Origin of the sequence: Streptomyces sp. NBC_01264 (genome assembly GCF_026340675.1) — a bacterium.
Lineage (GTDB): Bacteria > Actinomycetota > Actinomycetes > Streptomycetales > Streptomycetaceae > Streptomyces.
On record NZ_JAPEOX010000001.1, the window covers coordinates 13619 to 36201 of the forward strand.

The following is a 22583-nucleotide window of genomic DNA, read 5'->3' on the forward strand; positions in this document are numbered from 1 at the left end:
TGGGTCTTGGCCAGGCCGCGATAGCGGGCCCTGCGGCTGTCGGTGACGGCGAGGGCCTGGCGGATGGTGCCCTCTAAAAGGGGACCTGACAGGTCCGAATCCTGTCGACCGGGGCAAGTTCGGATCGAAGATCCACTTGATCACCGAGCGGACCGGTCTGCCCCTGTCCGTCGGCATCTCGGGCGCCAACCTGCACGATAGCCAGGCCCTTGAGCCCCTCGTCCGTGGCATACCGCCCATCCGCTCACGCCGCGGACGCCGACGGCGCCGACCCGGCAAGCTCCACGCGGACAAGGCCTACGACTACGCCCACCTGCGGCGGTGGTGACGTGAACGCGGAATCAGGCACCGCATTGCCCGCCGAGGCGTTGAATCCTCGCAGCGGCTGGGCCGCCACCGCTGGACCGTCGAACGCACCATGGCCTGGCTCTCCGGCTGCCGCCGCCTACACCGCCGCTACGAACGCAAGGCAGAGCATTTCCTTGCCTTCGCCAGCATCGCCTGCACTCTCATCTGCTACCGCCGACTCACCAAATGAGATGACTTCTTAGACCGTGTCCTATGTGGTGAGGCGTCGTTGACCTCCATATGGGTCGGGGTACTTGGAGTTGGATTGTTCCGGACGGGCTGTGGGAGATCGCGGAGCCGCTGATCCCACCGTCGAAGGTCCGGTCGCAGGGCGGCGGGACGCAGGGCACCCCTGATGAGACGCTGTTCGCAGCCATCATCTATGTCCTGGTCAGTGGGTGCGCCTGGCGGGCGCTGCCCGTGCTTCGGGATATCGAAGTCGACGGCTCACCGCCGGTTCCTGATCTGGTCGAGGGCCGGAGTCTGGGGCCGGCTCCACGAGGAGCTCCTGCACCGCCTGGACGACGCCGGCCTCCTCGACCTGTCCCGGGCGGTCCTGGACTCCGCCCCCGTCAGGGCCAAAAAGGGGGCGAACTCACAGGTCCGAGTCCCGTGGACCGAGGCAAGCCGGGTTCCAAGATGCACGTCCTGTCGGACGCGAACGGACTGCCTCTCCTCGTCGGCGTCACCGCGGCCAACACCCACGACAGCCTCGCCCTGAAGCCCATGATCATGGGCCACCAAACGAGACACGACCCCCACCGCGGCCGCTACTTCAAGCCTCAGCGCCTTCACGCCGACAAAGCCTACGACGTTCCCCACCTGCGGAAATGGTTACGCGGCAAACGCATCGGGGTCCGCATCGCACGCAAAGGCGTCGAGTCCTCCGAACGTCTCGGCCGACGAAGGTGGGTGATCGAGCGGACGATGTCCTGGCTGACCGGGTATCGCCGTCTCAACCACCGCTACGAGCGCCATCCCCGCAACTACCTGGCCTTTCTCGGCCTCGCCGCCGCCCTGTGCTGCTACAAGCGACTCGTCCGCCTCACCACATAGGACACGGTCTTAGAAGCTCTCGGCCGGCACGATGAGCCCGGCATTCCGGATGGCCTTTCTGATCGACTCAAGGTAGCTAGGGCCCCACTGTCGGTAGATTTCCACGGCACGCGCCCGGCCGGCTTCGCTGAGGCCACTCCAGACCGCCGGGTCGAACGCTCCCTCCAGGCCGACGAGGACCTCCTGCTCGGCCCGCAGTCGCGCCTTGAACTCGATGACCCAGGGCCATTCGTCGGTGTCTCCAGCAGCCCTGAGGATCTCCTGGTAGTCCTTCGGCATCACCGATTGGAAGTCCTGCAGCAGGGAGAACTCACCCTCGGTCGAGGCGGCCCGCAGATAGCTGCAGTGCACCTGGAACCACACGATCACACCCTCGAAACCCAGGTACCTGGACCGCTCAGTCTCATCCATGCGTTCCCATCGGGCGAGCATGGTCGCGTAGTCGGCGTCCAGGAAGGCGCTCGTTTCCCTGGAGAGCGCCTCGACGACAGGATGAGGGGCCTCGCGTTTTTCGGACAGGGATCTGACCGTTCATTTCACGCGGCTATTCGCAACCTTGCATACTCGGCGTGGACTTCCTGCGGAGGCCGGTAACCGACAGCCGAGTGAAGGCGTTTGCGATTGTACCAGAATTCGATGTAGCGAGTGATGTCCTGCCGGGCGGCCTCGAGGGTCAGGTAAGTCACACGTGAGACACGCTCGTTCTTCAGAGTTCCGAAGAACGATTCGGCCATCGCGTTGTCGAAACAGATCCCGGTGCGCCCAGACGATCTGCGGAGGCCGAGCCGGTTCAGCGCCTTCCCGAACTCGGCTGACATATAGTTACTTCCGCGATCGGAGTGAAAAATTGCCCCCTTGGTGAGCTTCCTGTTGCGGGCTGCGTTGCGTATGGCCCGGGATATCAAAGGCGTCTGGTAGTGGTCGTCCATCGCATACCCGATGACTTCCTTCGTGCAGCAGTCGATGACCGTCGCGAGATAAAGCCAGCCCTCGCCAGTCGGAATGTAGGTTATGTCTCCGACGAGCTTTTCACCCGGGGTGTCGGCGGTGAAGTTCCGGCCGACGAGGTCGGGCACTGCGCCCGCCGCAGCCTGGGTCAGGCTGAACCGCTTCGGGCGGGGCTGGCAGGGCATCAGGCCCAGTTCACGCATGAGCTGGCGCACGAGCTCCAGGCCGGCGGCGTGCCCCCAGCGCGCCAGCTGGGCGCGGATGCGCCGGTATCCGTACGTACTGTCGGACACCTCGAAGGCTTTCTTGACGAGCAGTTTCAATTCCTCGCGCCGCTGAGCCGTCGCAGAATCAGGACGGCGTCGCCAGTCGTAGTAGCCGGACTTGGACACGTCGAGCCGCTCACACATGAACTCGACAGAAAATACGTACTCCGCGGTGTCGAGTCGCATCGTTTCGATGAACTCGTACTTGCGTGCTACCGGGGATCCTTCGCGAAGTACGCCGCGCATTTTTTCAGGAAGGCGTTCTCCATCTCGACTTCGCGAATGCGGCGTTCGAGTTCCTTCAACCGGGCGCGTTCACTCACCGTCAGCTCAGCGTCAGCGGCCGGCTCACGCCGTTTCTGGAACTTTTTCACCCAGCCCCGGAGTGTCTCCGGGTTCAATTCAAGCTCTCGGGCTGTCTCCGAGACGGTCTTGCTGGAGCGGAGCGCGATCTGGACTGCTTCCTCGCGGAACTCCGGGGTGTACTTGCTGGGCGGTGCCACTTCGTGCTTCCTCATTCCCTTGACAGGACAACCCTATTGGGCCCCTGTCCGAGAACTTCGGGGCACCTCAGGATTCCCCGTACCCGCGCCGCCCCTGCAGGCCAAGATGTGGATCCTGTCGTAGGCAGCGAAGGCGGGGCCGAGTACGCCTGCACACACGTGCCCGGCGGCGGTACAAACCTTGGGGCTCTCGCAGAGCCACATGGCACCCGGTACCGTACGCAGTTCGCCGTTGCAGTCACTGAAATGTGCATAGACGGTGGCCAATTCAAAGTCGGATGCCGGGAAGAGCTGGAAATTCGCGACCGCGCCCCGCGAACGTGCCTGCGCCTCTGGGGCACCCGCCGACCCGGAAGCCACCAGCTGGAGCTCGGTCGTCGACACACCCTGCCCCGGAGGCCCGTAAGTCACGAGCACCCGCCCCTGGGGAATGGACGCACGCGGGCCAAGGGAGGGCGAAGGCGGTTTCCATCGGTGGTCGCGACTCCTGAAAGGAGCCGGTCCTATGCAGAGGCATCCGCCGAACCGTTTGCCGCTGTCTGTGCCGAAGAGGTACTTCGAACTGCGTAGAGGTGGGCTGAAAGGGGCTGCCGCTGCCCGCCAGGTGGGCGTATCCACCAGCGCTGGCTCGCTGTGGTTCATCAAGGCTGGACGCATGCTCCTGCCCGATGTGCCCATCGACGACCGCTACCTCACCCAAAACGACCGCATCGCGATCGCAGAAGGACTGCTCGCCGGCCGTACTCCCGGGCAGATCAGCCAGGAGATCGGCAAGCACCGCTCCACCGTCTACCGGGAGATCTCCCGAGGCCGCGGCCCCGGTGGTGCCTACTCCCCGTGGTGGTCGCACAACCAGGCCATCCTGCGCCGACGCCGCCCGAAAGAGGAGAAGTTCCAGACCAGCAACGAACTGCGTGCCTTCGTCAACGACAAGCTGGGGCAGCGCTGGTCACCGCAGCAGATCACCCGTCACCTCGCCCGCACCCATCCTGGCCAGACCGACATGAACGCCTGCCCGGAGACCATCTACCGCGCCCTCTGAGGTTCCCCCGGGATGCGGAGAGTGTTGACATCGGGTCAGATGGGACTCATGAGAGGACCAGTGGCCATGGCTGCACCCCGGAAATACTCGCTCGAGTTGCGTGAGCGTGCGGTACGGATGTATCGCACCGCGGAGCCGAAGCCCCAGATCAAGAAGCTGGCTGTCGACTTCGGCGTGCATCCCGAGGCCCTGCGCGGGTGGATCCGCCAGGCGGAGGCGGATGCCGGCGAACGCGATGACCGGCTCACCACCGACGAACGCGCCGAGCTCGCGGCCCTGCGCAAGGAGAATGTCCAGCTCAAGCGGGCCAACGACGTACTGCGGACGGCCTCGGCGTTTTTCGCGGCGCAACTCGACCCGACCCGGCCCAGGTGACGGCGCTCGTTGACGAGCACCCGTGCCTGGGAGTCGAGTGCGTACTTCGGGAACTGCACATCCCCTCCTCCACCTACTACCGCTGGCGCCGTGCAGAGGCCGAGCCGTGCGAGCGAAGGCGCCGTGACGTCGAGCTGACCGAGCGGATCAAAGAGATCCACGCGGATTCCGGCGGCAACTACGGCTCGCCGCGGGTACACGCCGTCCTCAAGCGTGAGGGTGTCCACGTGGGCCGCAAGCGGGTCGAGCGCCTGATGCGCGAGGCCGACATCGCGGGGGTCAGCCCACGGCGCAAGGGCTTCACGCGCCGGGACCCGAAGGCCACCCTGGCCCCGGACCTGGTCAACAGGGACTTCACCGCACCGGCTCCGAACCGGTTGTGGGTCACCGACCTCACCATGATCTCCACCGGTGAGGGGCCTCTGTGGCTCTCGGCGATCCGCGACGCCTTCTCCCGCCGGGTGGTCGCCTGGGAGACTTCCGCCCGCGCGGACGCCGACCTGGTGCTGACCACCCTGGAGTACGCCCTCGCGTCCCGCGAGGTCGAGCCCGGCCAGCTGATTCATCACGCGGACCACGGCTGTCAATACACGTCTATCAAGCTCACAACCCGGCTAATGAGAGCTGGAGTTGAAGCGTCCATGGGCTCGATCGGCGACTCATACGATAACGCTCTCGCGGAGAACCTCTGGATGCTCATCAAAACCGAGGGCCTCCGTGGCCGGACCTTCACCACCCGGGCTGAGGCGAACCTCGCGCTCTTCGAGTACATCGATGGCTTCTACAACTCCCGTCGCATCCAGGAACGGCTCGGCTTCCTCAGCCCGATCGAGTACGAAGAGAAGCACTACGCCAACCAGGCGACGGCCGAACCAGCGAACCTGAACACCCGTCAACCCCTCCTGACCAGCTAATCAGCAACTCCCGAACAACGGGGGAACCTCACTCTACCGCGGACTCCTGGACAAGCGCACCGCCCGGCTGAGGACCCGGCGCTCCCGCCGCAAGAAGCAGCGCCGCGGCATACCGTCCAAGAACGCCATCCCGAACATGCGGCCGGTCCACACCCGCCCCCGCGAGGCAGAGGCCAGACAACGAGCAGGGCACTGGGAGGGCGACCTCATCGTCGGAAAGGCACAGGCCTCCGCGATCGGCACCCTGGTCGACCGTGCCACCCGCTACGTCCGGCTCATCCACCTGCCCCAAGGCTGGAAAGCTCCGCAGGTCCGCGACGCGCTCGTCGCCCAGACCGCCGCCTGGCCCGCCTCGCTGCGGCGCACGCTCACCTGGGACCAGGGCCGAGAGCTCTACCACCATGAGGAAATAGAGGACCTCACCGGATTCCGGATCTACTTCTGCGACCCCCACTCGCCCTGGCAGCGAGGCACCAACGAGAACACAAACGGACTGCTCCGCGAGTACTTCCCGAAAGGCACGAACCTCTACCACTACACCGCCCGCGACCTCGCGCAAGTCGAACGTGAGCTCAACGAGCGCCCCCGTCTGGTCCTCGGAGACCGAACACCGGCCGAGGCCATGAGACGCTGGTCAAGAGAACTCGCCTACTGCTGAGTCGCAACGATCAGTGGAAACCGCCGAAGAACCATGGGCCAAAAGGTACAGATCGGGCACAGTATCGCTGCTTTCGCTCAGTAGCGGGGATGCAGAACCGTTTCCCGCGCCGCGCTGGTTGGCGATGCTAGCGGCGGCGTGCCGGGCACCTACTGGCCATACAGCCAACCTTCCGGGCAGGCCATCCGACACCACACGCCGGTTGAGATGGTGCGTCAGGGCATGCTGGGGCCCGTTCTGGTCCTGTGCTCAGGCTGTGGCGGGCAGGCCGGTGGCGCCGGTGATCTGGTTCCAGATGGTGAAGCGGACCCTCATTTCGAAGCGGTACCGGCCGGCGGCCATGAGGTGGCGGTGGGGCCGGAAGTGGGGTGAGATCCCGGTGAACGCGGACAGGAAGCGTTGCGCCCCGCCGACGCTGCGGACTCCTTTCATCGCGCGTTCACGCTGCCTCGTCGGCTGGTGCGAGTTCTCCGCCCGGTTGTTCAACCCCTTGTGGGTGCGGTGCTCCACCGAGGGCATCACCTCCCGGTGCGCAGCCCCGTAAGAGCGGAGCTTGTCCGTGACAACCACCCTGGGGACCTGCCCGGTGGTGGCGAGGAGCCGGCGGAAGAAACGCCTGGCCGCAGCCTTGTCGCGGCGGTTCTGGACCAGGATGTCGAGGACGTTCCCCGTCGGCATCGACGGCCCGCCACAGGTACTTCTGGACCCCGCAGATCTTGATGAACACCTCGTCGAGGTGCCACTTGTCGCCGGGCTGCGGGCCTGCGGCGCAGGGCGTTGGCGTATGTCTGCCCGAACTTCAGACACCACCGCCGGACCGTTTCGCAGGAGACGACGATGTCGCGCTCGAGCATCATCTCCTCCGCCTCACGCAAGGAGAGCGGGAAACGGAAATACAGCCACACACAGTGCGAAATGATCTCCACCGGGTAGCGGTGGTTCGCGTACGGCGACACCACAGACGACACGGTCGAGTCCCTCCCCGAACCGGACAACCCGAAGATCATCCCACCCCCACCCGGATAACGTGACAGCGCGCCCTGAACCCCACCGGCGCCGGCCGAAAACGCTGGACCACCGCTGGAAGCGAGCCCTTCAGGCCTTCGACATCGCCTTCAACGCACGCCTCACCAGCAAGCGAATCTGACCTACAAAGCAACCACGGTTACACCGTCTACTGGACAGACCCGCCCGCCACTGAACCCCCAACAACACCAAAACCACCGTTAACTTTACGGACCCGGTCGGCGACTCGTACGACAACGCCCTCGCAGAGAACCTGTGGACCCTCATCAAGAGCGAGGCCATCCGCGGCCGCATCTTCACCACCCGCGCCGACGCCAACCAAGCCCTCTTCGAATACATCGACGGCTTCTACAACACCACCCGAATCCAAAAGCGCCTCGGCTACCTCAGCCCTATCGAGTACGAGGAGAAGCACCAACCAACCAGGCAGCCACCGAACGAGCGAACCTGAACACCCATCAACCCATCACGACCAGCTGATCAGTACCTCCCACTCACCGGGGGAGCCTCAGCCTGATCAGCCCACCGGTCGGTGCCCGCGGCCCTGATGGTCGCCGAGTTCGCCTCGACGGCCCGCTGGACGGTCGAAGCGACCGTGCCGAGCTGGGGCAGGAAGACGCCCATGCCGACGCCGGCCTGCTGGAGCAGGACGAGCTGGCGGGCCATCTGCGGCCAGTCCTCCCCCTTCATCAGGTCGCCGAGCACCAGGCGTCCAGGACCGGGCGCAGCTGTGCCTCGGCCCAGCCCGGGGCGAGACCTACGGCGGCACCTGTGCCCGCCGCCGCCCGGGGCATGCTGCCCCGTACCGAAGTGCAGACGGTCACTTCGCGCCGCGGATGAGGTTCCCCCGTTGTTCGGGAGTTGCTGATTAGCTGGTCAGGAGGGGTTGACGGGTGTTCAGGTTCGCTGGTTCGGCCGTCGCCTGGTTGGCGTAGTGCTTCTCTTCGTACTCGATCGGGCTGAGGAAGCCGAGCCGTTCCTGGATGCGACGGGAGTTGTAGAAGCCATCGATGTACTCGAAGAGCGCGAGGTTCGCCTCAGCCCGGGTGGTGAAGGTCCGGCCACGGAGGCCCTCGGTTTTGATGAGCATCCAGAGGTTCTCCGCGAGAGCGTTATCGTATGAGTCGCCGATCGAGCCCATGGACGCTTCAACTCCAGCTCTCATTAGCCGGGTTGTGAGCTTGATAGACGTGTATTGACAGCCGTGGTCCGCGTGATGAATCAGCTGGCCGGGCTCGACCTCGCGGGACGCGAGGGCGTACTCCAGGGTGGTCAGCACCAGGTCGGCGTCCGCGCGGGCGGAAGTCTCCCAGGCGACCACCCGGCGGGAGAAGGCGTCGCGGATCGCCGAGAGCCACAGAGGCCCCTCACCGGTGGAGATCATGGTGAGGTCGGTGACCCACAACCGGTTCGGAGCCGGTGCGGTGAAGTCCCTGTTGACCAGGTCCGGGGCCAGGGTGGCCTTCGGGTCCCGGCGCGTGAAGCCCTTGCGCCGTGGGCTGACCCCCGCGATGTCGGCCTCGCGCATCAGGCGCTCGACCCGCTTGCGGCCCACGTGGACACCCTCACGCTTGAGGACGGCGTGTACCCGCGGCGAGCCGTAGTTGCCGCCGGAATCCGCGTGGATCTCTTTGATCCGCTCGGTCAGCTCGACGTCACGGCGCCTTCGCTCGCACGGCTCGGCCTCTGCACGGCGCCAGCGGTAGTAGGTGGAGGAGGGGATGTGCAGTTCCCGAAGTACGCACTCGACTCCCAGGCACGGGTGCTCGTCAACGAGCGCCGTCACCTGGGCCGGGTCGGGTCGAGTTGCGCCGCGAAAAACGCCGAGGCCGTCCGCAGTACGTCGTTGGCCCGCTTGAGCTGGACATTCTCCTTGCGCAGGGCCGCGAGCTCGGCGCGTTCGTCGGTGGTGAGCCGGTCATCGCGTTCGCCGGCATCCGCCTCCGCCTGGCGGATCCACCCGCGCAGGGCCTCGGGATGCACGCCGAAGTCGACAGCCAGCTTCTTGATCTGGGGCTTCGGCTCCGCGGTGCGATACATCCGTACCGCACGCTCACGCAACTCGAGCGAGTATTTCCGGGGTGCAGCCATGGCCACTGGTCCTCTCATGAGTCCCATCTGACCCGATGTCAACACTCTCCGCATCCCGGGGGAACCTCAGGACACCACCCTCACGCACGGGGCTCTGGACGCCAGCCGTCGACGAAACCGGCGGACTGGCCCGAGGCCAGGCCCAGCTCGACGCAGTATCGGTCGGCCACGCTGCCGACAAGGCGGTTTTGCGGTGGCAGGAGGGAATGAGACACCTTTCGATCAACCATCATCCTGGCATGCCCACGCTATATCCAACGCTGGCACTCTGGCCCCAGACGCCCGACACCTGAGACCGCGCCCGAGCAGGACGCCGTCCATGCACCCGGAGGAGTGACCTGTGTCCACACTGCTCAGACACGCCCTGCCCCGGAGAGGAACCGCGTTATCCCGCCTCCTCGTCCTGGTGGCCACGCTAGCCATGGCCTGGATGCCCACAGCCGGACCGGTCCACGCCAACGGCCGGCCGGCGCCCAGTGAGGTGCGCCTCGACTCATGGATGGCGGATCTGGCTCCGCGGCTCACCGGCACTCCACTCAACCGGATCGCCATTCCCGGCAGTCACGACGCCGGTTCCTGGAGCATCACTGAGGTTCCCCCGGGATGCGGAGAGTGTTGACATCGGGTCAGATGGGACTCATGAGAGGACCAGTGGCCATGGCTGCACCCCGGAAATACTCGCTCGAGTTGCGTGAGCGTGCGGTACGGATGTATCGCACCGCGGAGCCGAAGCCCCAGATCAAGAAGCTGGCTGTCGACTTCGGCGTGCATCCCGAGGCCCTGCGCGGGTGGATCCGCCAGGCGGAGGCGGATGCCGGCGAACGCGATGACCGGCTCACCACCGACGAACGCGCCGAGCTCGCGGCCCTGCGCAAGGAGAATGTCCAGCTCAAGCGGGCCAACGACGTACTGCGGACGGCCTCGGCGTTTTTCGCGGCGCAACTCGACCCGACCCGGCCCAGGTGACGGCGCTCGTTGACGAGCACCCGTGCCTGGGAGTCGAGTGCGTACTTCGGGAACTGCACATCCCCTCCTCCACCTACTACCGCTGGCGCCGTGCAGAGGCCGAGCCGTGCGAGCGAAGGCGCCGTGACGTCGAGCTGACCGAGCGGATCAAAGAGATCCACGCGGATTCCGGCGGCAACTACGGCTCGCCGCGGGTACACGCCGTCCTCAAGCGTGAGGGTGTCCACGTGGGCCGCAAGCGGGTCGAGCGCCTGATGCGCGAGGCCGACATCGCGGGGGTCAGCCCACGGCGCAAGGGCTTCACGCGCCGGGACCCGAAGGCCACCCTGGCCCCGGACCTGGTCAACAGGGACTTCACCGCACCGGCTCCGAACCGGTTGTGGGTCACCGACCTCACCATGATCTCCACCGGTGAGGGGCCTCTGTGGCTCTCGGCGATCCGCGACGCCTTCTCCCGCCGGGTGGTCGCCTGGGAGACTTCCGCCCGCGCGGACGCCGACCTGGTGCTGACCACCCTGGAGTACGCCCTCGCGTCCCGCGAGGTCGAGCCCGGCCAGCTGATTCATCACGCGGACCACGGCTGTCAATACACGTCTATCAAGCTCACAACCCGGCTAATGAGAGCTGGAGTTGAAGCGTCCATGGGCTCGATCGGCGACTCATACGATAACGCTCTCGCGGAGAACCTCTGGATGCTCATCAAAACCGAGGGCCTCCGTGGCCGGACCTTCACCACCCGGGCTGAGGCGAACCTCGCGCTCTTCGAGTACATCGATGGCTTCTACAACTCCCGTCGCATCCAGGAACGGCTCGGCTTCCTCAGCCCGATCGAGTACGAAGAGAAGCACTACGCCAACCAGGCGACGGCCGAACCAGCGAACCTGAACACCCGTCAACCCCTCCTGACCAGCTAATCAGCAACTCCCGAACAACGGGGGAACCTCACACCGCACGATCGGGGCAGTGCCGTACCGGCTACATCTACGACCTGGCCACGAGCTTCCCGCAGTTGGCGGCGAGCGTCGCGAGGACCCAGCGCGTACCGGTTGCCGAGCAGCTCTCAGGCGGATCCCGCTACCTGGACCTTCGCCTGTGCAAGCAGGATGGCCGATGGTTCACGTACCACGGCTCTCCCTTGGGCACCCCGTTCTTCGAGCCGAATGGTGACGCCGAGCAGATCGCGCGATGGATCACCGGGCACCCTTCGGAAGTAGTCATCGTCAGCCTGTCCGTCACCGCTCCCGCCGGGGAACTGTCAGCGGCCACCGCAGACGCGTACGAGCGTCTGGCCGGCGTCGTCGGTACGGCGAGGCTCGCACCTCAGCCACAGTTCTCCCCTTCATCCACCTACGGCAGCCTCCTGGCCGCGGGCAAGAACGTGATCCTCGTCGACGGCTCGGGGCTCGCCGGGCGGAACTGGGTCTGGAGTGCTCCGGCCGTCTCGTCCGACCGGGGCAGCTATCCTGCGGACAGCCCGCCGGCCGGCAACTACCTCAGGGACTTCGCCAGCCCCAGGGCACTGTTCGACGAGACCATCGCACGCGACCAGGCGGCACTGGCAGCGGACCCCGGAGCCGAAGCGGGGAAGTTCTTCGTCATGGCCGGGATCATCCAACCGGACACTCTCCTCGGCCTGGCCGGTCTGCAGCAGAGCTTCACGGCGCTCCCCGACTCCATGACCTGCGCGTCCGGCACATTCTACGACCCCCGCAACGGCGGAGAGTGCTGGTCGTGTCCAGCCGGGTACATACGCAACATCACGCCCGTCACCGAAGGCAACGCGTGCTGGCTGCCCAGCCGGGCGGTGAGCACCGCCGCGACGTACGTGCGCAACGAGACCTGGGCATGGAACTGTCCCCCGGGGACCTTCTGGGACCCCCGCATGGATTCCTTTCCCTGGCGCGGGCAGTGCTGGTCCTGCCCTGCTGACTACCTGCGCAACATCACCCCCGTCACCAGCTCCAATGCCTGCTGGCGCATGATTCCGATCCGCTACGCGCCAGCGGGCCCCCACGGCCCCTCCGGCATCACCCGCGCGTTCCTGCTGGAGCGCGCCGCCTCGTTCAACGGGCTCCTGTACCAGCGGCTGACCGGCCCCTGGAAGGCCCCAGGGCTCAGGCAGCACCTCAACATCGTCGCTGCAGACGACGTTACCGGCGCCCCCGACGGTCTCCGGCCGGGCGACCTGGCCCGAGCGATCATCGCCTACAACACCCTCTGAGCCGCACTCCGGAACGGGCAGACCGCCGGCCTGCCCGTTCCCGGACCACCGGGATGACAGGGCGGCTTGCAAGTTCCGGGACCGTGGGGTTTGGCCGGGCCGGGGGCGGTGTGAGAGGACGGTTCGTGACTGGATGTCCATTCCGGTTGAGGCTCGGGCAGGGGCTGCTGGTCTCGGTGCTCGGCGGCTACTGCTTCCTGGTGAAACTGCCGGCGTCGACCTCGGTGAGGACACCGAGCTTGACCAGGCGTTTCAGTTTGGCGCGAGTGCCCTCGATGTTCTTCGGAAGCAGTTCGTGGTCGAGGGCCTGGCAGACGTCGCGGGCTCGGACGGGTCCCGTGGCCTCGTTGAAGACGGCGAGGATGCGGGGGTAGTCCGGATGCTCGGGCAGCTCGGTCGAGTCGGCTCGGGCGGGGATCCGGTCGGCGAGGGCGGTGATGGTCTTCCGGGTGATCGCGAGGTGTTCGAGGTGGGTCTCGGCCTCTCGCAGCCGGGCCTGCAGTTCGTTGATCTGGGCGCGGAGGCCGTCGGCCAGGGCCCGGGCGGCGTTCTCCTGGATGCCGAGCGCATCGAGCAGGGGCTGGACGTTCACGCGGTCACCGCGTGCGGTTCGCGCCAGGTGGGGGGTGTTCGCGCCGGTGAGACGGCGGGCCATGGTGTGGGTCATGGCCCAGTAGACGCGGGAGGCGGAGGAGGCGGGGCGGTGTTCGTAGTCGCGGACCAGGCGCCGGTGCAGTATCAGGATTCCGTAGGTCTGCTCGACCCTCCACCGCTTCGGCTGCGGGACGAACCCCGTCTCCTGCGGGTTGCGTACGACGATCTCGACGTCGATGTCCAGGCCGGCTCCATGCGCGACGACCTGGTTCTTGAATCCCTGGTCGACCAGAGCTTTGCGGACGGTGCCGCCGGCGTTCTCGGCGACCCGGTCCAGCAGGGAGATGCCCGCGGCGTTGTCGTGCGCGCTCGCGGCCAGCACGATGACGGCGATGACCCGGTGCTGTCACGTTGTTGGTGGTGTGATCGTTTGATTGCGCGTCAGGCCATGCGGGGGCCGTCGGCGGCCCGCTGCTCAGGCTGTGGCGGGCATGCCGGTGGTGCCGGTGATCTGGTTCCAGACGGCGAAGCGGATGGTCATCTCGAAGCGGTGGCGTCTGGCGGTCATGAGGTGGCGGTGGGGGCGGAAGTCGGGTGAGATCCCGGTGAACGCGGAGAGGAAGCGTTGCGCCCCGCCGACGCTGCGGAAGCCCTTCATCGCTCGTTCACGCTGACGGGTGGGCTGGTGGGAGTTCTCCGCCCGGTTGTTCAAGCCCTTGTGCGAACGGTGCTCGACCGAGGGCATCACCTCACGGTGCGCGGCCCCGTAGGAGCGCAGCTTGTCGGTGACGACCACCCGGGGCACCCGCCTGGTCGTGGTCAGGAGCCGGCGGAAGAAACGCCTGGCCGCAGCCTTGTCACGACGGTTCTGGACCAGGATGTCCAGGACGTTCCCGTTCTGGTCGACGGCCCGCCACAAGTACTTCCACGCCCCGTTGATCTTGATGAAGACCTCGTCGAGGTGCCACTTGTCGCCGGGCTGCGGGCGGCGCCGGCGCAGAGCGTTGGCGTAGGCCTGACCGAACTTCAGACACCAGCGGCGGACGGTCTCGTAAAAGACGATCACGCCCCGCTCGAGCATCATCTCCTCCACCTCACGGAAGGAGAGCGGGAAGCGGAAGTACAGCCACACACAGTGCGCGATGATCTCGACCGGGTACCGGTGGTTCTTGTACGACGGCACCACAGACGACACGAACCCCAGCCCCTCACCAGACGGACAACCCGAAGATCATCTCACCCTGCCCCGACAACGTGACAGAGCCAGCTGCGCTCCTACGGGGCCGCGCACCGTGAGGTGATGCCCTCGGTCGAGCACCGTTCGCACAAGGGCTTGAACAACCGGGCGGAGAACTCCCACCAGCCCACCCGTCAGCGTGAACGAGCGATGAAGGGCTTCCGCAGCGTCGGCGGGGCGCAACGCTTCCTCTCCGCGTTCACCGGGATCTCACTCCACTTCCGCCCCCACCGCCACCTCATGACCGCCAGACGCCACCGCTTCGAGATGACCATCCGCTTCGCCGTCTGGAACCAGATCACCGGCACCACCGGCATGCCCGCCACAGCCTGATACGAAGTGGCTGACGTCATGCCGACGGCACTGCGGAGCCGTGCCCACAGAGAGATCGGCAAGGTGCCGCTGGGAACTTCGTCAGGTGAGCCGGTCTCGTGTGTAGCGATCCGCTCTGCTCGGAAATCGTGAGCGTCTCCGCGGAACGTGACGGAGTCCTCCCCGATCCCGACGACGTCCAGAAGGGTGTCTAGGGCCTTGTCTGCTTGCTCGTGCGGCTGAGTGAGCCAGACATACGAAACGCCCAGCGTATTGCCATCGTGCTTGCTGATCGCGAAGCTGAAACCTTCCAGCCGGAACAGAACGACATCGAGCTCGTCCAGCCCGTCCCACGACCGCTCCACGTGCAGACGTAGCCGCTGAGCTATGGGCTGCACCGGCAGCGCCAGCACTCCGATCATCTGGAACAGCGGAGCGGAGTGCTCCCAGACGCTGTACTGGGAGGCGGGATTCTTCCCGGTGTAGTACGGCGGCTGTGTGGCCGGCTGCCAGTGGGGCTCAGGCCCTGGGACCTCGATCTCTGTCACAGCGAGCTCCTCCCCACGGCCTCCAGCGACCTGGTGGTCAACCTACCTCTACCGGCTCGACCGGCATCATGCGGCGTCGCTCAAAAGGAAGCAGAGTGACCCAAGCCATTGATCATTAGTAGGTTCGTGCCACCGAGGTTTGATGAGCGCGGGGTACTGGTGAGGGGCGGCTCGCGCCGGAGGAGTGAACCGCCGAAGTGGCTGTCAGTCGCCCCAAGCAGAATGCGGTCATGAGCTACGACTTGGCTGTTTGGGAAGGCGCACGCCCCGCCGACGACACGATGGCGACGACAACCTTCGAGGACCTCTACCGGAAACACATGAGGCACATGGGAGGCCAGAAAGCTGCGCCTACCCCCTTGATCAGGCAGTACGTCGAGGCACTGGTGGCACGCTGGCCCGACCTGAGCCCCGATGACGACGATGAGGACGAGAAAGCCAGCCCTTGGTCCGACGGCCCCTTGGTCAACAATGCCAGCGGCCCGATGCTCTACTTCGGCATGGTCTTCAGCAAATACAGGGAAGCCGTGCCGTTCGCCACTGACGTTGCGAAATCTCTCGGTCTCACCTGCTTCGACCCACAGGATGGGCGCCTCATCGCCTGATCTCTAGCGTTCCCAACGGGGCGGCAGCGCCGCTCGATCACGCCAGTAGTCCGCATCACGCGGGTCCGCCAGCCAGCCAACCAATCGCTCGGCGCCGACTTCGAACGCTTGGCCAATCGAAGTACCCGTGCCGACGGCAAGCTCAATGGCATCGACATCGTGAGTTGCGTGATCGGTCTCGCACCAGCAGGCCACGCTCACCGCTGCACTGACCACCAGCCGCCCGTCCTCTGTCCACAACATCTGGAGCAAGAACTCCGGCTGGTCACCCCCGCCCGAATACGCGACCACATCCACGCCGAAGACAACGGGAGTGCCCGGACTCGCGCCGGGAAAGACCGCATGGGCGAGTGCCCACTCCCACTCGGGCCGCTCGTCCCATGTACGCGCAGCATCCACCGCTCGGGCGGCCTGCTGCACCGCTTCCAGATCAACAGCGGAAGCCTGCGGGAAGATCGTGGAGAGGGGCACGTCGTCAATGACACCTCGGCTCATTGTCATAGCCCTGATCATCGCTGCCGAGCTTCCCGAGCGACAGCCGGTCGAGCGCCGTGTGATCCGGCATCCGCCATCACTCAAACTTCGATGGCACAGGACATCTGGGCCTGTTCATGGTCTGGTTGAAGTACACGCCGGCGCCCCGGGACGGAGTCGCCGCGGTGGTGCGGACGGGCCCGGGGGCGGAGCCGGTGCGGTGCGAGCGGCGGATCAACCGGGTGCTCGTCGCGGTGCGGGGGCTGCTGTCGTACGCGGTGTCCTCGGGCGAGGCGCCGCGCGGGGTGCTGGGGCAGATCTACGAGCTCGCGGACAGCCGGGATCTGCCGGCGGCGGCAACGGGTGAGGACGGGGGCCTGTTCTACCGGCTGCGTGCCGTGCACCGGCTGAGGGAGCCAGCCGCCGACGTCGACCGTGCAGCCGACACCGAACTCGTGGCGATGTTCACCGTCTGCCGCAGTGCACGGGACCGCTTGGTCGTTCTGCTGCTCGGACGGGTGGGGCTTCGGCGCGGTCAGGCGGCCGGGCTGCGCCGCAGCGACGTTCATCTGCTGCCGGACTCGTGGGCGCTGAGCTGCGAGTACCCGGGTGCGCACCTGCACGTTCGGAGGCGGGAGAACTCGAACGGGGCCTGGTCGAAGTCCCGGCATGCGTGGGTGGCGCCGCTGGACTCTCCGGTGGTCAGGCGACGTGAAGGTCACCTTGATCATCGGAGCCTCGTTACGTCCGGGACTGCCACAGCGAAGGTTCGTCACACCCCCGTGACCTGCCGCTTCTCCCAACGGCCAGGACTATGAATTAGCCCTGGCCCGCCACAATGCCCGCCGGACGGCGTCGGCGTCCTGACCGGCGCCGCGCCGTTCCCGGGGGCCGGCCCCTGGACCCCCGCTCCTCAAACGCGGGAGGGGCTGGATTTCGGCGCGCCCATCCGGATCTCCGCTTCGCCCGATGCCGCGCGGGTTAGGCCGTCGGCGTAGCCGAGCGGTACCGGCGCGCGCGGTTCACGGCGCGGTTCCGCCACGCCAGGGAGGCGGTCGGTTCCGCCGGGGGAACGAATCGGCCGGCGCAACGATGCGGGCATGTGGTGCATGAGCCAGCGGTTCGCCGGTTCTTCCACAAAGCGATAGAGAACCCAGGAAAGACCAGTCACAACCAAGGCCATCCCCAGGAGGCCGAAGAGAGCGTCATTATTGTCGGAAAGGCGCCCGTATTCATAAGTGGACCAGCGGATTACGGCGTGATGTATGAGGTAGAAGCAGTAGGACCAAATGCCGAGATTCACCAGGACGCGACTCGTCAGCAGTCCACGCTGCCCCTTGATCTCCCTCTGGGTGAAGGCGAGCATGATCAGCGCTGACAGCACGGCAATCGTCGGGCGCTCCGTGTAACTCAACTGCTGACCCCAGTATGCGGGCAAGCCGGCCTGGAGCTGGAAGTAGGCGTAGGTGTAGGCGCAGAGGCCCAGTACGGGCACGGCCGGGTGCAGCCGCATTCTCCAGCCGCGCTTCACCGCCAGCGCCAGAGTGATGCCCACCAGGAACTCCGGCAGATGGAAAACCGGAGTCTGGTTCACCCAGAAAGACCAGGGCGCACGATAGTTGGCGTTGCCCACATGATCAGCAACGATCATGGCAACCAGACCCGCAGCGGTGAGCACCGTGAGGGTGCGGGTGCTCACCTTCACGATGCGCCGCGCAACGAAGGGGAAAAGGGCGTAGAAAAGGACCTCGACACTGAGCGTCCAAGTCACGGGGTTGCCGGGCAGTGAGGGCTGGGCATGCGGAAGCCACGTTTGTACCAGGAAGAGCGACGCGATGAAGCTGCCCCAGTCGACCCGCACTCCCGCCATTCGATAGAAAACAAAGAAGGCCGGAACGGCTGCTACGAGCGAGGCCGGCCAGATACGAGCGATCCGACGCCAGTAGAACGCACCTGCCCGTTCCTGTGGCTTGTGCACCCAAGTGAGAAGGAATCCGGAGAGGACGAAGAAGAACGTGACACCCTGGCCGCCCATTTGGGAATAGGGAAAGATCAGCGGTGCTGTTCCATGACCCGTCTTGTTGCCGATTCCTGTGAAGTGGTGCATGAAGACGCCGAACGCTGCAAAGAACCTGAGTCCCGTCAGCGAGTCGAGGCGAGAGGGCAGAACCGCTGGATCCGACCTTTTGCGAGCATGGCTGCGCCTCTTCGTCGGCATTTCTCGACTCCCTGGGATTCGATGGATACGCAACCGACCATAGGGAGCGGGGTTGCGCGGTCGTCTCCGCCGACCGGCCCATCGGCGGGGGGATGCACACGTCGACTGCTCTGTGGGATCAGGGCTATTCATAGTCGGGTGGATCATGCTGCATCGCAGGTCAGGGGCAGTCCGAGGAGGTCGAGTGGGCGGGTGAAGGGCTTGTAGGAGACCTCTCGGAGTCCGGCGGCGATGTTGTGGTGGCCGGCGTCCCGGAGGATGTTGATCGCGAAGTTTCGTAGCGTGGCCATGTTGGCGGGGCCGTGTCCGGTCCGGATCCTGGAGGCGTCCTCCGCGAATGTGGTGTCCCGGACGTGGTGGACGGCCTCGATGCCCCACTGAGCCCTGGCGATACGGCTGATGAGCTGCGGTGATGCCTCGGACGAGGTCATGTCGGTGATGGCGTGGACGGTCTGTCGGGTGACCTTGCCGGTCTTGAGGTCTGTGCGGTGCCGCAGGATCTTTGCTGCCTGGACGACGTGGGGCAAGTCCAGGCCGAGGCCGGTAACGGTGAGCGTGCGGACCGAGCGGGTCTCGCGCCGGCCGTGCCCGGCCTGGCGGTCGTAGCGGCGAGCGGTGACTTCCTTCCACGGCAGAGCTCTGACGGCAGCGTGGAGTTTGGGCTGGTTGCCCTTGACGACCATCAGGTAGTGGGCGTTCTTCTCCTCCACCAGCCATTTCGCGTGCTCGCGCTGGGTGTGCAGCGCGTCGGCGGTCACTACTGTGCCGGTCAGGTCGAACGGCGCGAGCAGCGCGGTGAAGCCGGTGATCTCGTTCGTCCTGTCCGGCACCCGGAGCTGGCTGACGGTGCGGCCGGCAGCCGTGACCGCGGACAGGAGGTGCGCGGCCGGGGTGGTGTCGGTGCGCGAGCCGCGGGCACTTTTGCCGTCCACCGCCACCGATTCCGTGCCGGCCAGGCCGTGACCGAGAAGGTCGGCGAGCCCGCCGGGACACACCTGAACCAACACCCGCCGCACGGTCGAACCCGACGCCGCCCGCCGTAACCCGAGGGGCCCGCGCGCGTGAAACCCCAGGCCGGAAAGCGTGTCCTGCGGCGCGTGACGGGCCCACTGCCCGATCGCCAGATAGGAACGGGCACCGGCCAGGACCGCGCACGCGGCTGTCAGAAACACCGAGGCCAGGGTATGACGCCGTCCCCGCCGCTCACGCGGATCGGGCACGACGGCCAGTCGGGCCGCCACCTCGGGAAGCTCACGGTATTCACGCGAGGGCGACTTGATCAGACAGACGGTGGCAGACTGGCGACACATCGAGGCTCCGGTGGTCACGCGACGTGAAGGTCACCTTGATCATCGGAGCCTCGTTACGTCCGGGACTGCCACAGCGAAGGTTCGTCACACCCCCGTGACCTGCAGCTTCTCCCAACGGCCAGGGCTATGAATTAGCCCTGGGGGCGTGTCCCAGGAGGCCGCACGGTGGGCCGCGTGCTTTTTGGCCCGGTGCGCGCCGAAGGCGCAGGGCCAAAAACCCTGCCCCGGAACGGGGCAGGGCGGTCCGCGAAGCGGACTGAATTGCCGGTGAACGCGCCCGAAGGGCGCCCGGCAATTCACCCGCAGGGCCCGCCAGGGCCCGGAGGGCGGCACGCGGCCCACCGTGTGGCAGCCGTGGGCCACGCCCCCAGAAAAGCCCCGTCCACCGGCCCGCACGCGGTCTTGCAGTCCCTGCTGCGCACCGGTCCGGGACGGCCGGTTTTCGTCTGCATCCGCAGCGGGGGCGCCGCCGAGACGACCTGCTCCGGCGCTATCGCCGCCGCTCGCCGAACGCCCCCCGCGCCAAGAACGAGAAGACGATGGCGGCGCAGGAGACGATGCAGGACAGGACTCCCGCCCAGGACAGGAGACTGCCGAGAGCGGGGCCGGACGGGACGAGCCCGGCGAACACCAGCAGACAGACCCCCAAGAGCAAGCCGACCACCGCCGTAGGCGGGGCGGCCGGGCGGGGCCGTCGCGAGTCGACCATCCGGCGCAGAGGCGTACGCCAACAACCAAGCGACCCCCGACACGCTGATCGCGGTGTCCGCCGCCTCCAACCGATCCAAGTCCGACAAGGACCCGGCGGAGTGACTACCGTCGGATGGCTCGTATCACTGCTCGTACGCCGCGAGCTGGGTCGGAACCAAGCTGCGCTGGGACCTCGCGGCCGACGAGGCTGAGGTCCAGGCGCTCCTCGGACTCGCCGAGGACTGCCCCACCACCACCGTCGTCTACGAGAGCGCCCTGTAGGCCGCGGGACGGGACCCGCTTCCCGGACCTGCGTGGCCGACACGTACGGGCGCGCTGTCCTGGGAGGCTGGTTGGTGGAGCTCGTCCGGGTCTTCCTTCGCACGTCGGTCCGGACGGGCCGCCCCCTTCGCCGGGATCAGCGTGGTCAGCGGTAGGGGCTCCAGCGTCCGAGGCGTGCCAGCAGCTTGCGGGCGGCATCCTCGTTGAGGCCGAGTTGGGCGGCGGCCTGCTTCGTGTCGAGGTCGTTGGCGGTACCGCGGGCGGCCCAGTAGCCGACCCGCTCCGCTGTGACCTCCAGCCGGCGGGCTGCACGTACCGCCGCGACCGGGGAGGTCTTGGTCAGCTTGTCGATCTCCTCCTCCAACCGGGCCAGCAGCATGGTGACGGTCTCGGGCAGGGGGATGGTGGTCGCTTCGACCTGGTCGGTGTGCGCGTACCAGTCCCGGTCGCAGGCATCCGCCTGCTCGTCCCCGGCCTCGGCCAAGTCCTGGTCACCGATCGCCTCCCAGTCCAGGCGGTGTTCGGGACCGGCCCAGCCACAGGAACACACCGCGCGCACCGCGGCAGCCCGCGGTACGTGGGGCCAGCGGCCGTCGTAGACGCTCCACTGGGAGACCGGGTCCCCTCCCCCGCCGGAGCCGCTGTCGAAATACACCGGGGCAGGAACGGTTCCGTCACCCAGGACAGCCTCGACCGCGCCGGTGTGGGAGGTGCCGAACTCCTCAGTCGTCCACGTCTCGCGCCTACTCACCACGACCCCGCCCTCTCCCCTGCCCCCGTGTTCAGGCAACCCACGATGCGGAGCCGCCTCACCACGACGATGCCGCAGCCAGTCCGCATCGCAGGCGAGTTTTCACGAAGTGGTTACGGGGATCTCAGCGGCGCCTCCGGCTTTCAGAGGGTGGTACGTGAGCGGATGTTCGTTTCGGTGTCGCCTGATCGTGTGGCTGCAGGAGCTCCTGGCCGGTCGGCGGGTCTGTCCGTGTTGGAGTAGCGGGGTGAGCGAACGCAGGTCCTACAAGAGCGACTTGTCCGATGAACGCTGGGCTCTGATCGAGCCGGTAACCACTGGATGGAAGACCAAGCACCCATCCGTCAGCGGCCATCAGGGCAGAACGGTCGCTTTTTCAAGATCTCGATCGTCTGCTGCTGCTCCCGGTTCTGCCTGCGCAGGCGCTTCAATTCATCGCGTTCGGCACTGGTCAGCTCGCCTGGAGCGCCCTCACCACGGTCGGCCTGATCGCGGCGGACCCAGTTGCGCAGACTCTCCGGGCTGACCCCGAGCTCCCGGGCGACCTCCGTCACCGTCCTGCCCGAAGAACGGACGAGCGCGATCGCGTCCCGCCGGTACTCCGCCGAGTACCGCTTCCTGTACTTACTTCCCACCTGGCACTACTTCCTCTGGGCTCTCACGTCCCAGTCTCCAGGTGTCCAAGACCAAGGGGAAGCTTCACACCAGTCCGTACGGATGGCCGGCTCGAGCTCGCCCGAGACGTTGCGGAGCAGCAGCCCGCCGCGCGTGCTCGAGTCCTCCACCGTGACCCTCAGCAGGGTCGCGGGAACCGGGTCGCGGCGGACAGCCGCTGGACGTCCCGGGCCACGACATCACTCAGCACGAACAGATCGACGGACAGCGCCCGCACGCGCGCTAGCCAGGCGGACTCCTGCCCCACCGGACAGGGGCCGGCTGCCTGCGCCGCCGCGAGAACAAGCGACGACATGGTCGGTGCGCACCGCGGACTCGGAGGCCAGCGGATCGGGGTGATACCGAAAGGCCGGCTCTGCCACGGGCAGCATTGTCCCAACCAGAAACGGGCACCGCGAACCCATCCGTTTGCCGCACGCTGCGATGCAGCACCCCCTACACACGAAGATCAGAGGCTAAACGGCAAGCCAGTA

21 protein-coding genes and 9 pseudogenes are annotated in these 22583 nt (G+C 66.5%); 14 read left to right on the top strand and 16 right to left on the bottom strand.

The window, feature by feature from the left end; all coding sequences use genetic code 11:
• Window positions 1–79: 79 nt before the first annotated feature.
• Both OG435_RS00060 and OG435_RS00065 read left to right on the top strand, forming a co-directional pair.
• A pseudogene (locus OG435_RS00060) lies at window positions 80–538 on the top strand (IS5 family transposase); the annotation flags it as partial.
• A 50-nt stretch (window positions 539–588) separates the two neighbouring features.
• A pseudogene (locus OG435_RS00065) lies at window positions 589–1404 on the top strand (IS5 family transposase).
• 9 nt (window positions 1405–1413) lie between these two features.
• Here the strand turns inward: OG435_RS00065 and OG435_RS00070 are convergent.
• Together OG435_RS00070 and OG435_RS00075 are read right to left on the bottom strand one after the other, a co-directional pair.
• On the bottom strand, window positions 1414–1815 hold the full coding sequence (locus OG435_RS00070; RefSeq protein ID WP_266874683.1) for a hypothetical protein: 402 nt from the start codon (window positions 1813–1815) through the stop codon (window positions 1414–1416).
• A gap of 125 nt (window positions 1816–1940) precedes the next feature.
• Window positions 1941–3136 (bottom strand): IS3 family transposase gene (locus OG435_RS00075; protein ID WP_266874684.1). Its coding sequence is split into 2 segments (ribosomal slippage): window positions 1941–2857 and window positions 2857–3136, totalling 1197 coding nucleotides; the frame shifts between segments, so codons are not numbered across the junction.
• Between the two features lie 490 nt (window positions 3137–3626).
• Between OG435_RS00075 and OG435_RS00080 the strand changes: the two are divergent.
• The 4 genes and pseudogenes from OG435_RS00080 to OG435_RS00095 form a co-directional block, all read left to right on the top strand.
• Window positions 3627–4160: pseudogene (locus OG435_RS00080) on the top strand (transposase); the annotation flags it as partial.
• Between the two features lie 69 nt (window positions 4161–4229).
• Window positions 4230–4538, top strand: a complete 309-nt coding sequence (locus OG435_RS00085; protein WP_266874686.1) for a transposase — start codon at window positions 4230–4232, stop codon at window positions 4536–4538.
• Window positions 4535–5452 carry an IS3 family transposase gene (locus OG435_RS00090; RefSeq protein WP_266874687.1) on the top strand — a complete coding sequence of 306 codons (918 nt, stop codon included), beginning with the start codon at window positions 4535–4537 and terminating at the stop codon, window positions 5450–5452. Before OG435_RS00085 ends, OG435_RS00090 begins: the two co-directional genes overlap by 4 nt.
• Before the next feature lie 28 nt (window positions 5453–5480).
• Window positions 5481–6110: pseudogene (locus OG435_RS00095) on the top strand (IS30 family transposase); the annotation flags it as partial.
• A gap of 249 nt (window positions 6111–6359) precedes the next feature.
• Here the strand turns inward: OG435_RS00095 and OG435_RS00100 are convergent.
• A pseudogene (locus tag OG435_RS00100) lies at window positions 6360–7117 on the bottom strand (IS6 family transposase).
• A 245-nt stretch (window positions 7118–7362) separates the two neighbouring features.
• On the opposite strand from OG435_RS00100, the pseudogene OG435_RS00105 reads away from it, so the two are divergent.
• Window positions 7363–7587, top strand: a pseudogene (locus OG435_RS00105) (IS3 family transposase); the annotation flags it as partial.
• 29 nt (window positions 7588–7616) lie between these two features.
• Here OG435_RS00105 and OG435_RS00110 read toward each other — a convergent pair.
• From OG435_RS00110 to OG435_RS00120, 3 genes are all read right to left on the bottom strand, one after another.
• Complete coding sequence (locus tag OG435_RS00110) at window positions 7617–7841, bottom strand: hypothetical protein (protein ID WP_266874688.1); 225 nt, start codon at window positions 7839–7841, stop codon at window positions 7617–7619.
• Between the two features lie 163 nt (window positions 7842–8004).
• Entirely contained in the window at window positions 8005–8922 is a 918-nt protein-coding gene (locus OG435_RS00115) for an IS3 family transposase (protein ID WP_266874687.1), read from the bottom strand.
• On the bottom strand, window positions 8919–9227 hold the full coding sequence (locus OG435_RS00120; protein WP_266874686.1) for a transposase: 309 nt from the start codon (window positions 9225–9227) through the stop codon (window positions 8919–8921). Before OG435_RS00120 ends, OG435_RS00115 begins: the two co-directional genes overlap by 4 nt.
• 657 nt (window positions 9228–9884) lie before the next feature.
• Between OG435_RS00120 and OG435_RS00125 the strand changes: the two genes are divergently transcribed.
• The 3 genes from OG435_RS00125 (at window position 9885) to OG435_RS00135 (ending at window position 12414) form a co-directional block, all read left to right on the top strand.
• Window positions 9885–10193, top strand: a complete 309-nt coding sequence (locus OG435_RS00125; protein WP_266874686.1) for a transposase — start codon at window positions 9885–9887, stop codon at window positions 10191–10193.
• Window positions 10190–11107: an IS3 family transposase gene (locus tag OG435_RS00130; protein ID WP_266874687.1), complete on the top strand. Its 918-nt coding sequence runs from the start codon at window positions 10190–10192 to the stop codon at window positions 11105–11107. The genes OG435_RS00125 and OG435_RS00130 overlap by 4 nt, the downstream gene beginning before the upstream one ends.
• 221 nt (window positions 11108–11328) lie before the next feature.
• A complete protein-coding gene (locus OG435_RS00135; RefSeq protein WP_266874689.1) occupies window positions 11329–12414 on the top strand; it encodes a hypothetical protein in 1086 nt (361 codons plus the stop codon).
• A gap of 187 nt (window positions 12415–12601) precedes the next feature.
• Here the strand turns inward: OG435_RS00135 and OG435_RS00140 are convergent, their stop codons facing one another.
• From OG435_RS00140 to OG435_RS00150, 3 genes and pseudogenes are all read right to left on the bottom strand, one after another.
• Window positions 12602–13006, bottom strand: a complete 405-nt coding sequence (locus OG435_RS00140; RefSeq protein ID WP_266874690.1) for a hypothetical protein — start codon at window positions 13004–13006, stop codon at window positions 12602–12604.
• Window positions 13003–13405: pseudogene (locus OG435_RS00145) on the bottom strand (IS5/IS1182 family transposase); the annotation flags it as partial. The pseudogene OG435_RS00145 and the gene OG435_RS00140, both read right to left, overlap by 4 nt.
• Window positions 13406–13483: 78 nt before the next feature.
• Window positions 13484–14203, bottom strand: a complete 720-nt coding sequence (locus OG435_RS00150; RefSeq protein ID WP_266874691.1) for an IS6 family transposase — start codon at window positions 14201–14203, stop codon at window positions 13484–13486.
• A gap of 69 nt (window positions 14204–14272) precedes the next feature.
• Between OG435_RS00150 and OG435_RS00155 the strand changes: the two are divergent.
• A pseudogene (locus OG435_RS00155) lies at window positions 14273–14578 on the top strand (DDE-type integrase/transposase/recombinase); the annotation flags it as partial.
• A gap of 757 nt (window positions 14579–15335) precedes the next feature.
• Window positions 15336–15710 (top strand): hypothetical protein, encoded by a 375-nt coding sequence (locus OG435_RS00160; protein WP_266874692.1) that lies wholly within the window; start codon window positions 15336–15338, stop codon window positions 15708–15710.
• A gap of 3 nt (window positions 15711–15713) precedes the next feature.
• Here the strand turns inward: OG435_RS00160 and OG435_RS00165 are convergent, their stop codons facing one another.
• Window positions 15714–16211, bottom strand: coding sequence for a hypothetical protein (locus tag OG435_RS00165; protein WP_266874693.1), 498 nt, complete (start codon window positions 16209–16211; stop codon window positions 15714–15716).
• Between the two features lie 110 nt (window positions 16212–16321).
• Here OG435_RS00165 and OG435_RS00170 point away from each other — a divergent pair, with 110 nt between their 5' ends.
• Window positions 16322–17002: a hypothetical protein gene (locus OG435_RS00170; RefSeq protein WP_266874694.1), complete on the top strand. Its 681-nt coding sequence runs from the start codon at window positions 16322–16324 to the stop codon at window positions 17000–17002.
• 95 nt (window positions 17003–17097) lie between these two features.
• Here OG435_RS00170 and OG435_RS00175 read toward each other — a convergent pair whose 3' ends face one another.
• The 4 genes from OG435_RS00175 to OG435_RS00195 all read right to left on the bottom strand — a co-directional run bounded on the left by OG435_RS00175 (window position 17098) and on the right by OG435_RS00195 (window position 21438).
• Window positions 17098–18402 (bottom strand): acyltransferase family protein, encoded by a 1305-nt coding sequence (locus OG435_RS00175; protein WP_266874695.1) that lies wholly within the window; start codon window positions 18400–18402, stop codon window positions 17098–17100.
• Window positions 18403–18545: 143 nt separating this feature from the next.
• The gene (locus tag OG435_RS00180; RefSeq protein ID WP_266874696.1) at window positions 18546–19712 is read right to left on the bottom strand and encodes an ISAs1 family transposase; all 1167 of its coding nucleotides are present in this window, start codon (window positions 19710–19712) and stop codon (window positions 18546–18548) included.
• Window positions 19713–20202: 490 nt separating this feature from the next.
• A complete protein-coding gene (locus tag OG435_RS00185; RefSeq protein WP_266874697.1) occupies window positions 20203–20367 on the bottom strand; it encodes a hypothetical protein in 165 nt (54 codons plus the stop codon).
• Between the two features lie 462 nt (window positions 20368–20829).
• Complete coding sequence (locus OG435_RS00195; protein WP_266874698.1) at window positions 20830–21438, bottom strand: hypothetical protein; 609 nt, start codon at window positions 21436–21438, stop codon at window positions 20830–20832.
• A 244-nt stretch (window positions 21439–21682) separates the two neighbouring features.
• Here OG435_RS00195 and OG435_RS50025 point away from each other — a divergent pair.
• Window positions 21683–21798 (top strand): annotated as a pseudogene (locus tag OG435_RS50025) (IS5/IS1182 family transposase); the annotation flags it as partial.
• Here the strand turns inward: OG435_RS50025 and OG435_RS00200 are convergent.
• Both OG435_RS00200 and OG435_RS00205 read right to left on the bottom strand, forming a co-directional pair.
• Complete coding sequence (locus OG435_RS00200; protein WP_266874699.1) at window positions 21780–22070, bottom strand: transposase; 291 nt, start codon at window positions 22068–22070, stop codon at window positions 21780–21782. The pseudogene OG435_RS50025 and the gene OG435_RS00200 overlap by 19 nt on opposite strands.
• A gap of 158 nt (window positions 22071–22228) precedes the next feature.
• Window positions 22229–22405, bottom strand: a complete 177-nt coding sequence (locus OG435_RS00205; protein ID WP_266874701.1) for a hypothetical protein — start codon at window positions 22403–22405, stop codon at window positions 22229–22231.
• Between the last annotated feature and the right edge of the window lie 178 nt (window positions 22406–22583).

Excerpts from the sequence above, each read along its gene's own strand:
- OG435_RS00085 (WP_266874686.1), top strand. The coding sequence starts at position 4,230 with ATGGCTGCACCCCGGAAATACTCGCTCGAGTTGCGTGAGCGTGCGGTA.
- OG435_RS00175 (WP_266874695.1), bottom strand. The coding sequence starts at position 18,402 with ATGCCGACGAAGAGGCGCAGCCATGCTCGCAAAAGGTCGGATCCAGCG.
- OG435_RS00180 (WP_266874696.1), bottom strand. The coding sequence starts at position 19,712 with ATGTGTCGCCAGTCTGCCACCGTCTGTCTGATCAAGTCGCCCTCGCGT.
- OG435_RS00120 (WP_266874686.1), bottom strand. The coding sequence starts at position 9,227 with ATGGCTGCACCCCGGAAATACTCGCTCGAGTTGCGTGAGCGTGCGGTA.
- OG435_RS00125 (WP_266874686.1), top strand. The coding sequence starts at position 9,885 with ATGGCTGCACCCCGGAAATACTCGCTCGAGTTGCGTGAGCGTGCGGTA.
- OG435_RS00205 (WP_266874701.1), bottom strand. The coding sequence starts at position 22,405 with ATGTCGTCGCTTGTTCTCGCGGCGGCGCAGGCAGCCGGCCCCTGTCCG.
- OG435_RS00165 (WP_266874693.1), bottom strand. The coding sequence starts at position 16,211 with ATGACAATGAGCCGAGGTGTCATTGACGACGTGCCCCTCTCCACGATC.
- OG435_RS00070 (WP_266874683.1), bottom strand. The coding sequence starts at position 1,815 with ATGGATGAGACTGAGCGGTCCAGGTACCTGGGTTTCGAGGGTGTGATC.
- OG435_RS00170 (WP_266874694.1), top strand. The coding sequence starts at position 16,322 with ATGGTCTGGTTGAAGTACACGCCGGCGCCCCGGGACGGAGTCGCCGCG.
- OG435_RS00160 (WP_266874692.1), top strand. The coding sequence starts at position 15,336 with ATGAGCTACGACTTGGCTGTTTGGGAAGGCGCACGCCCCGCCGACGAC.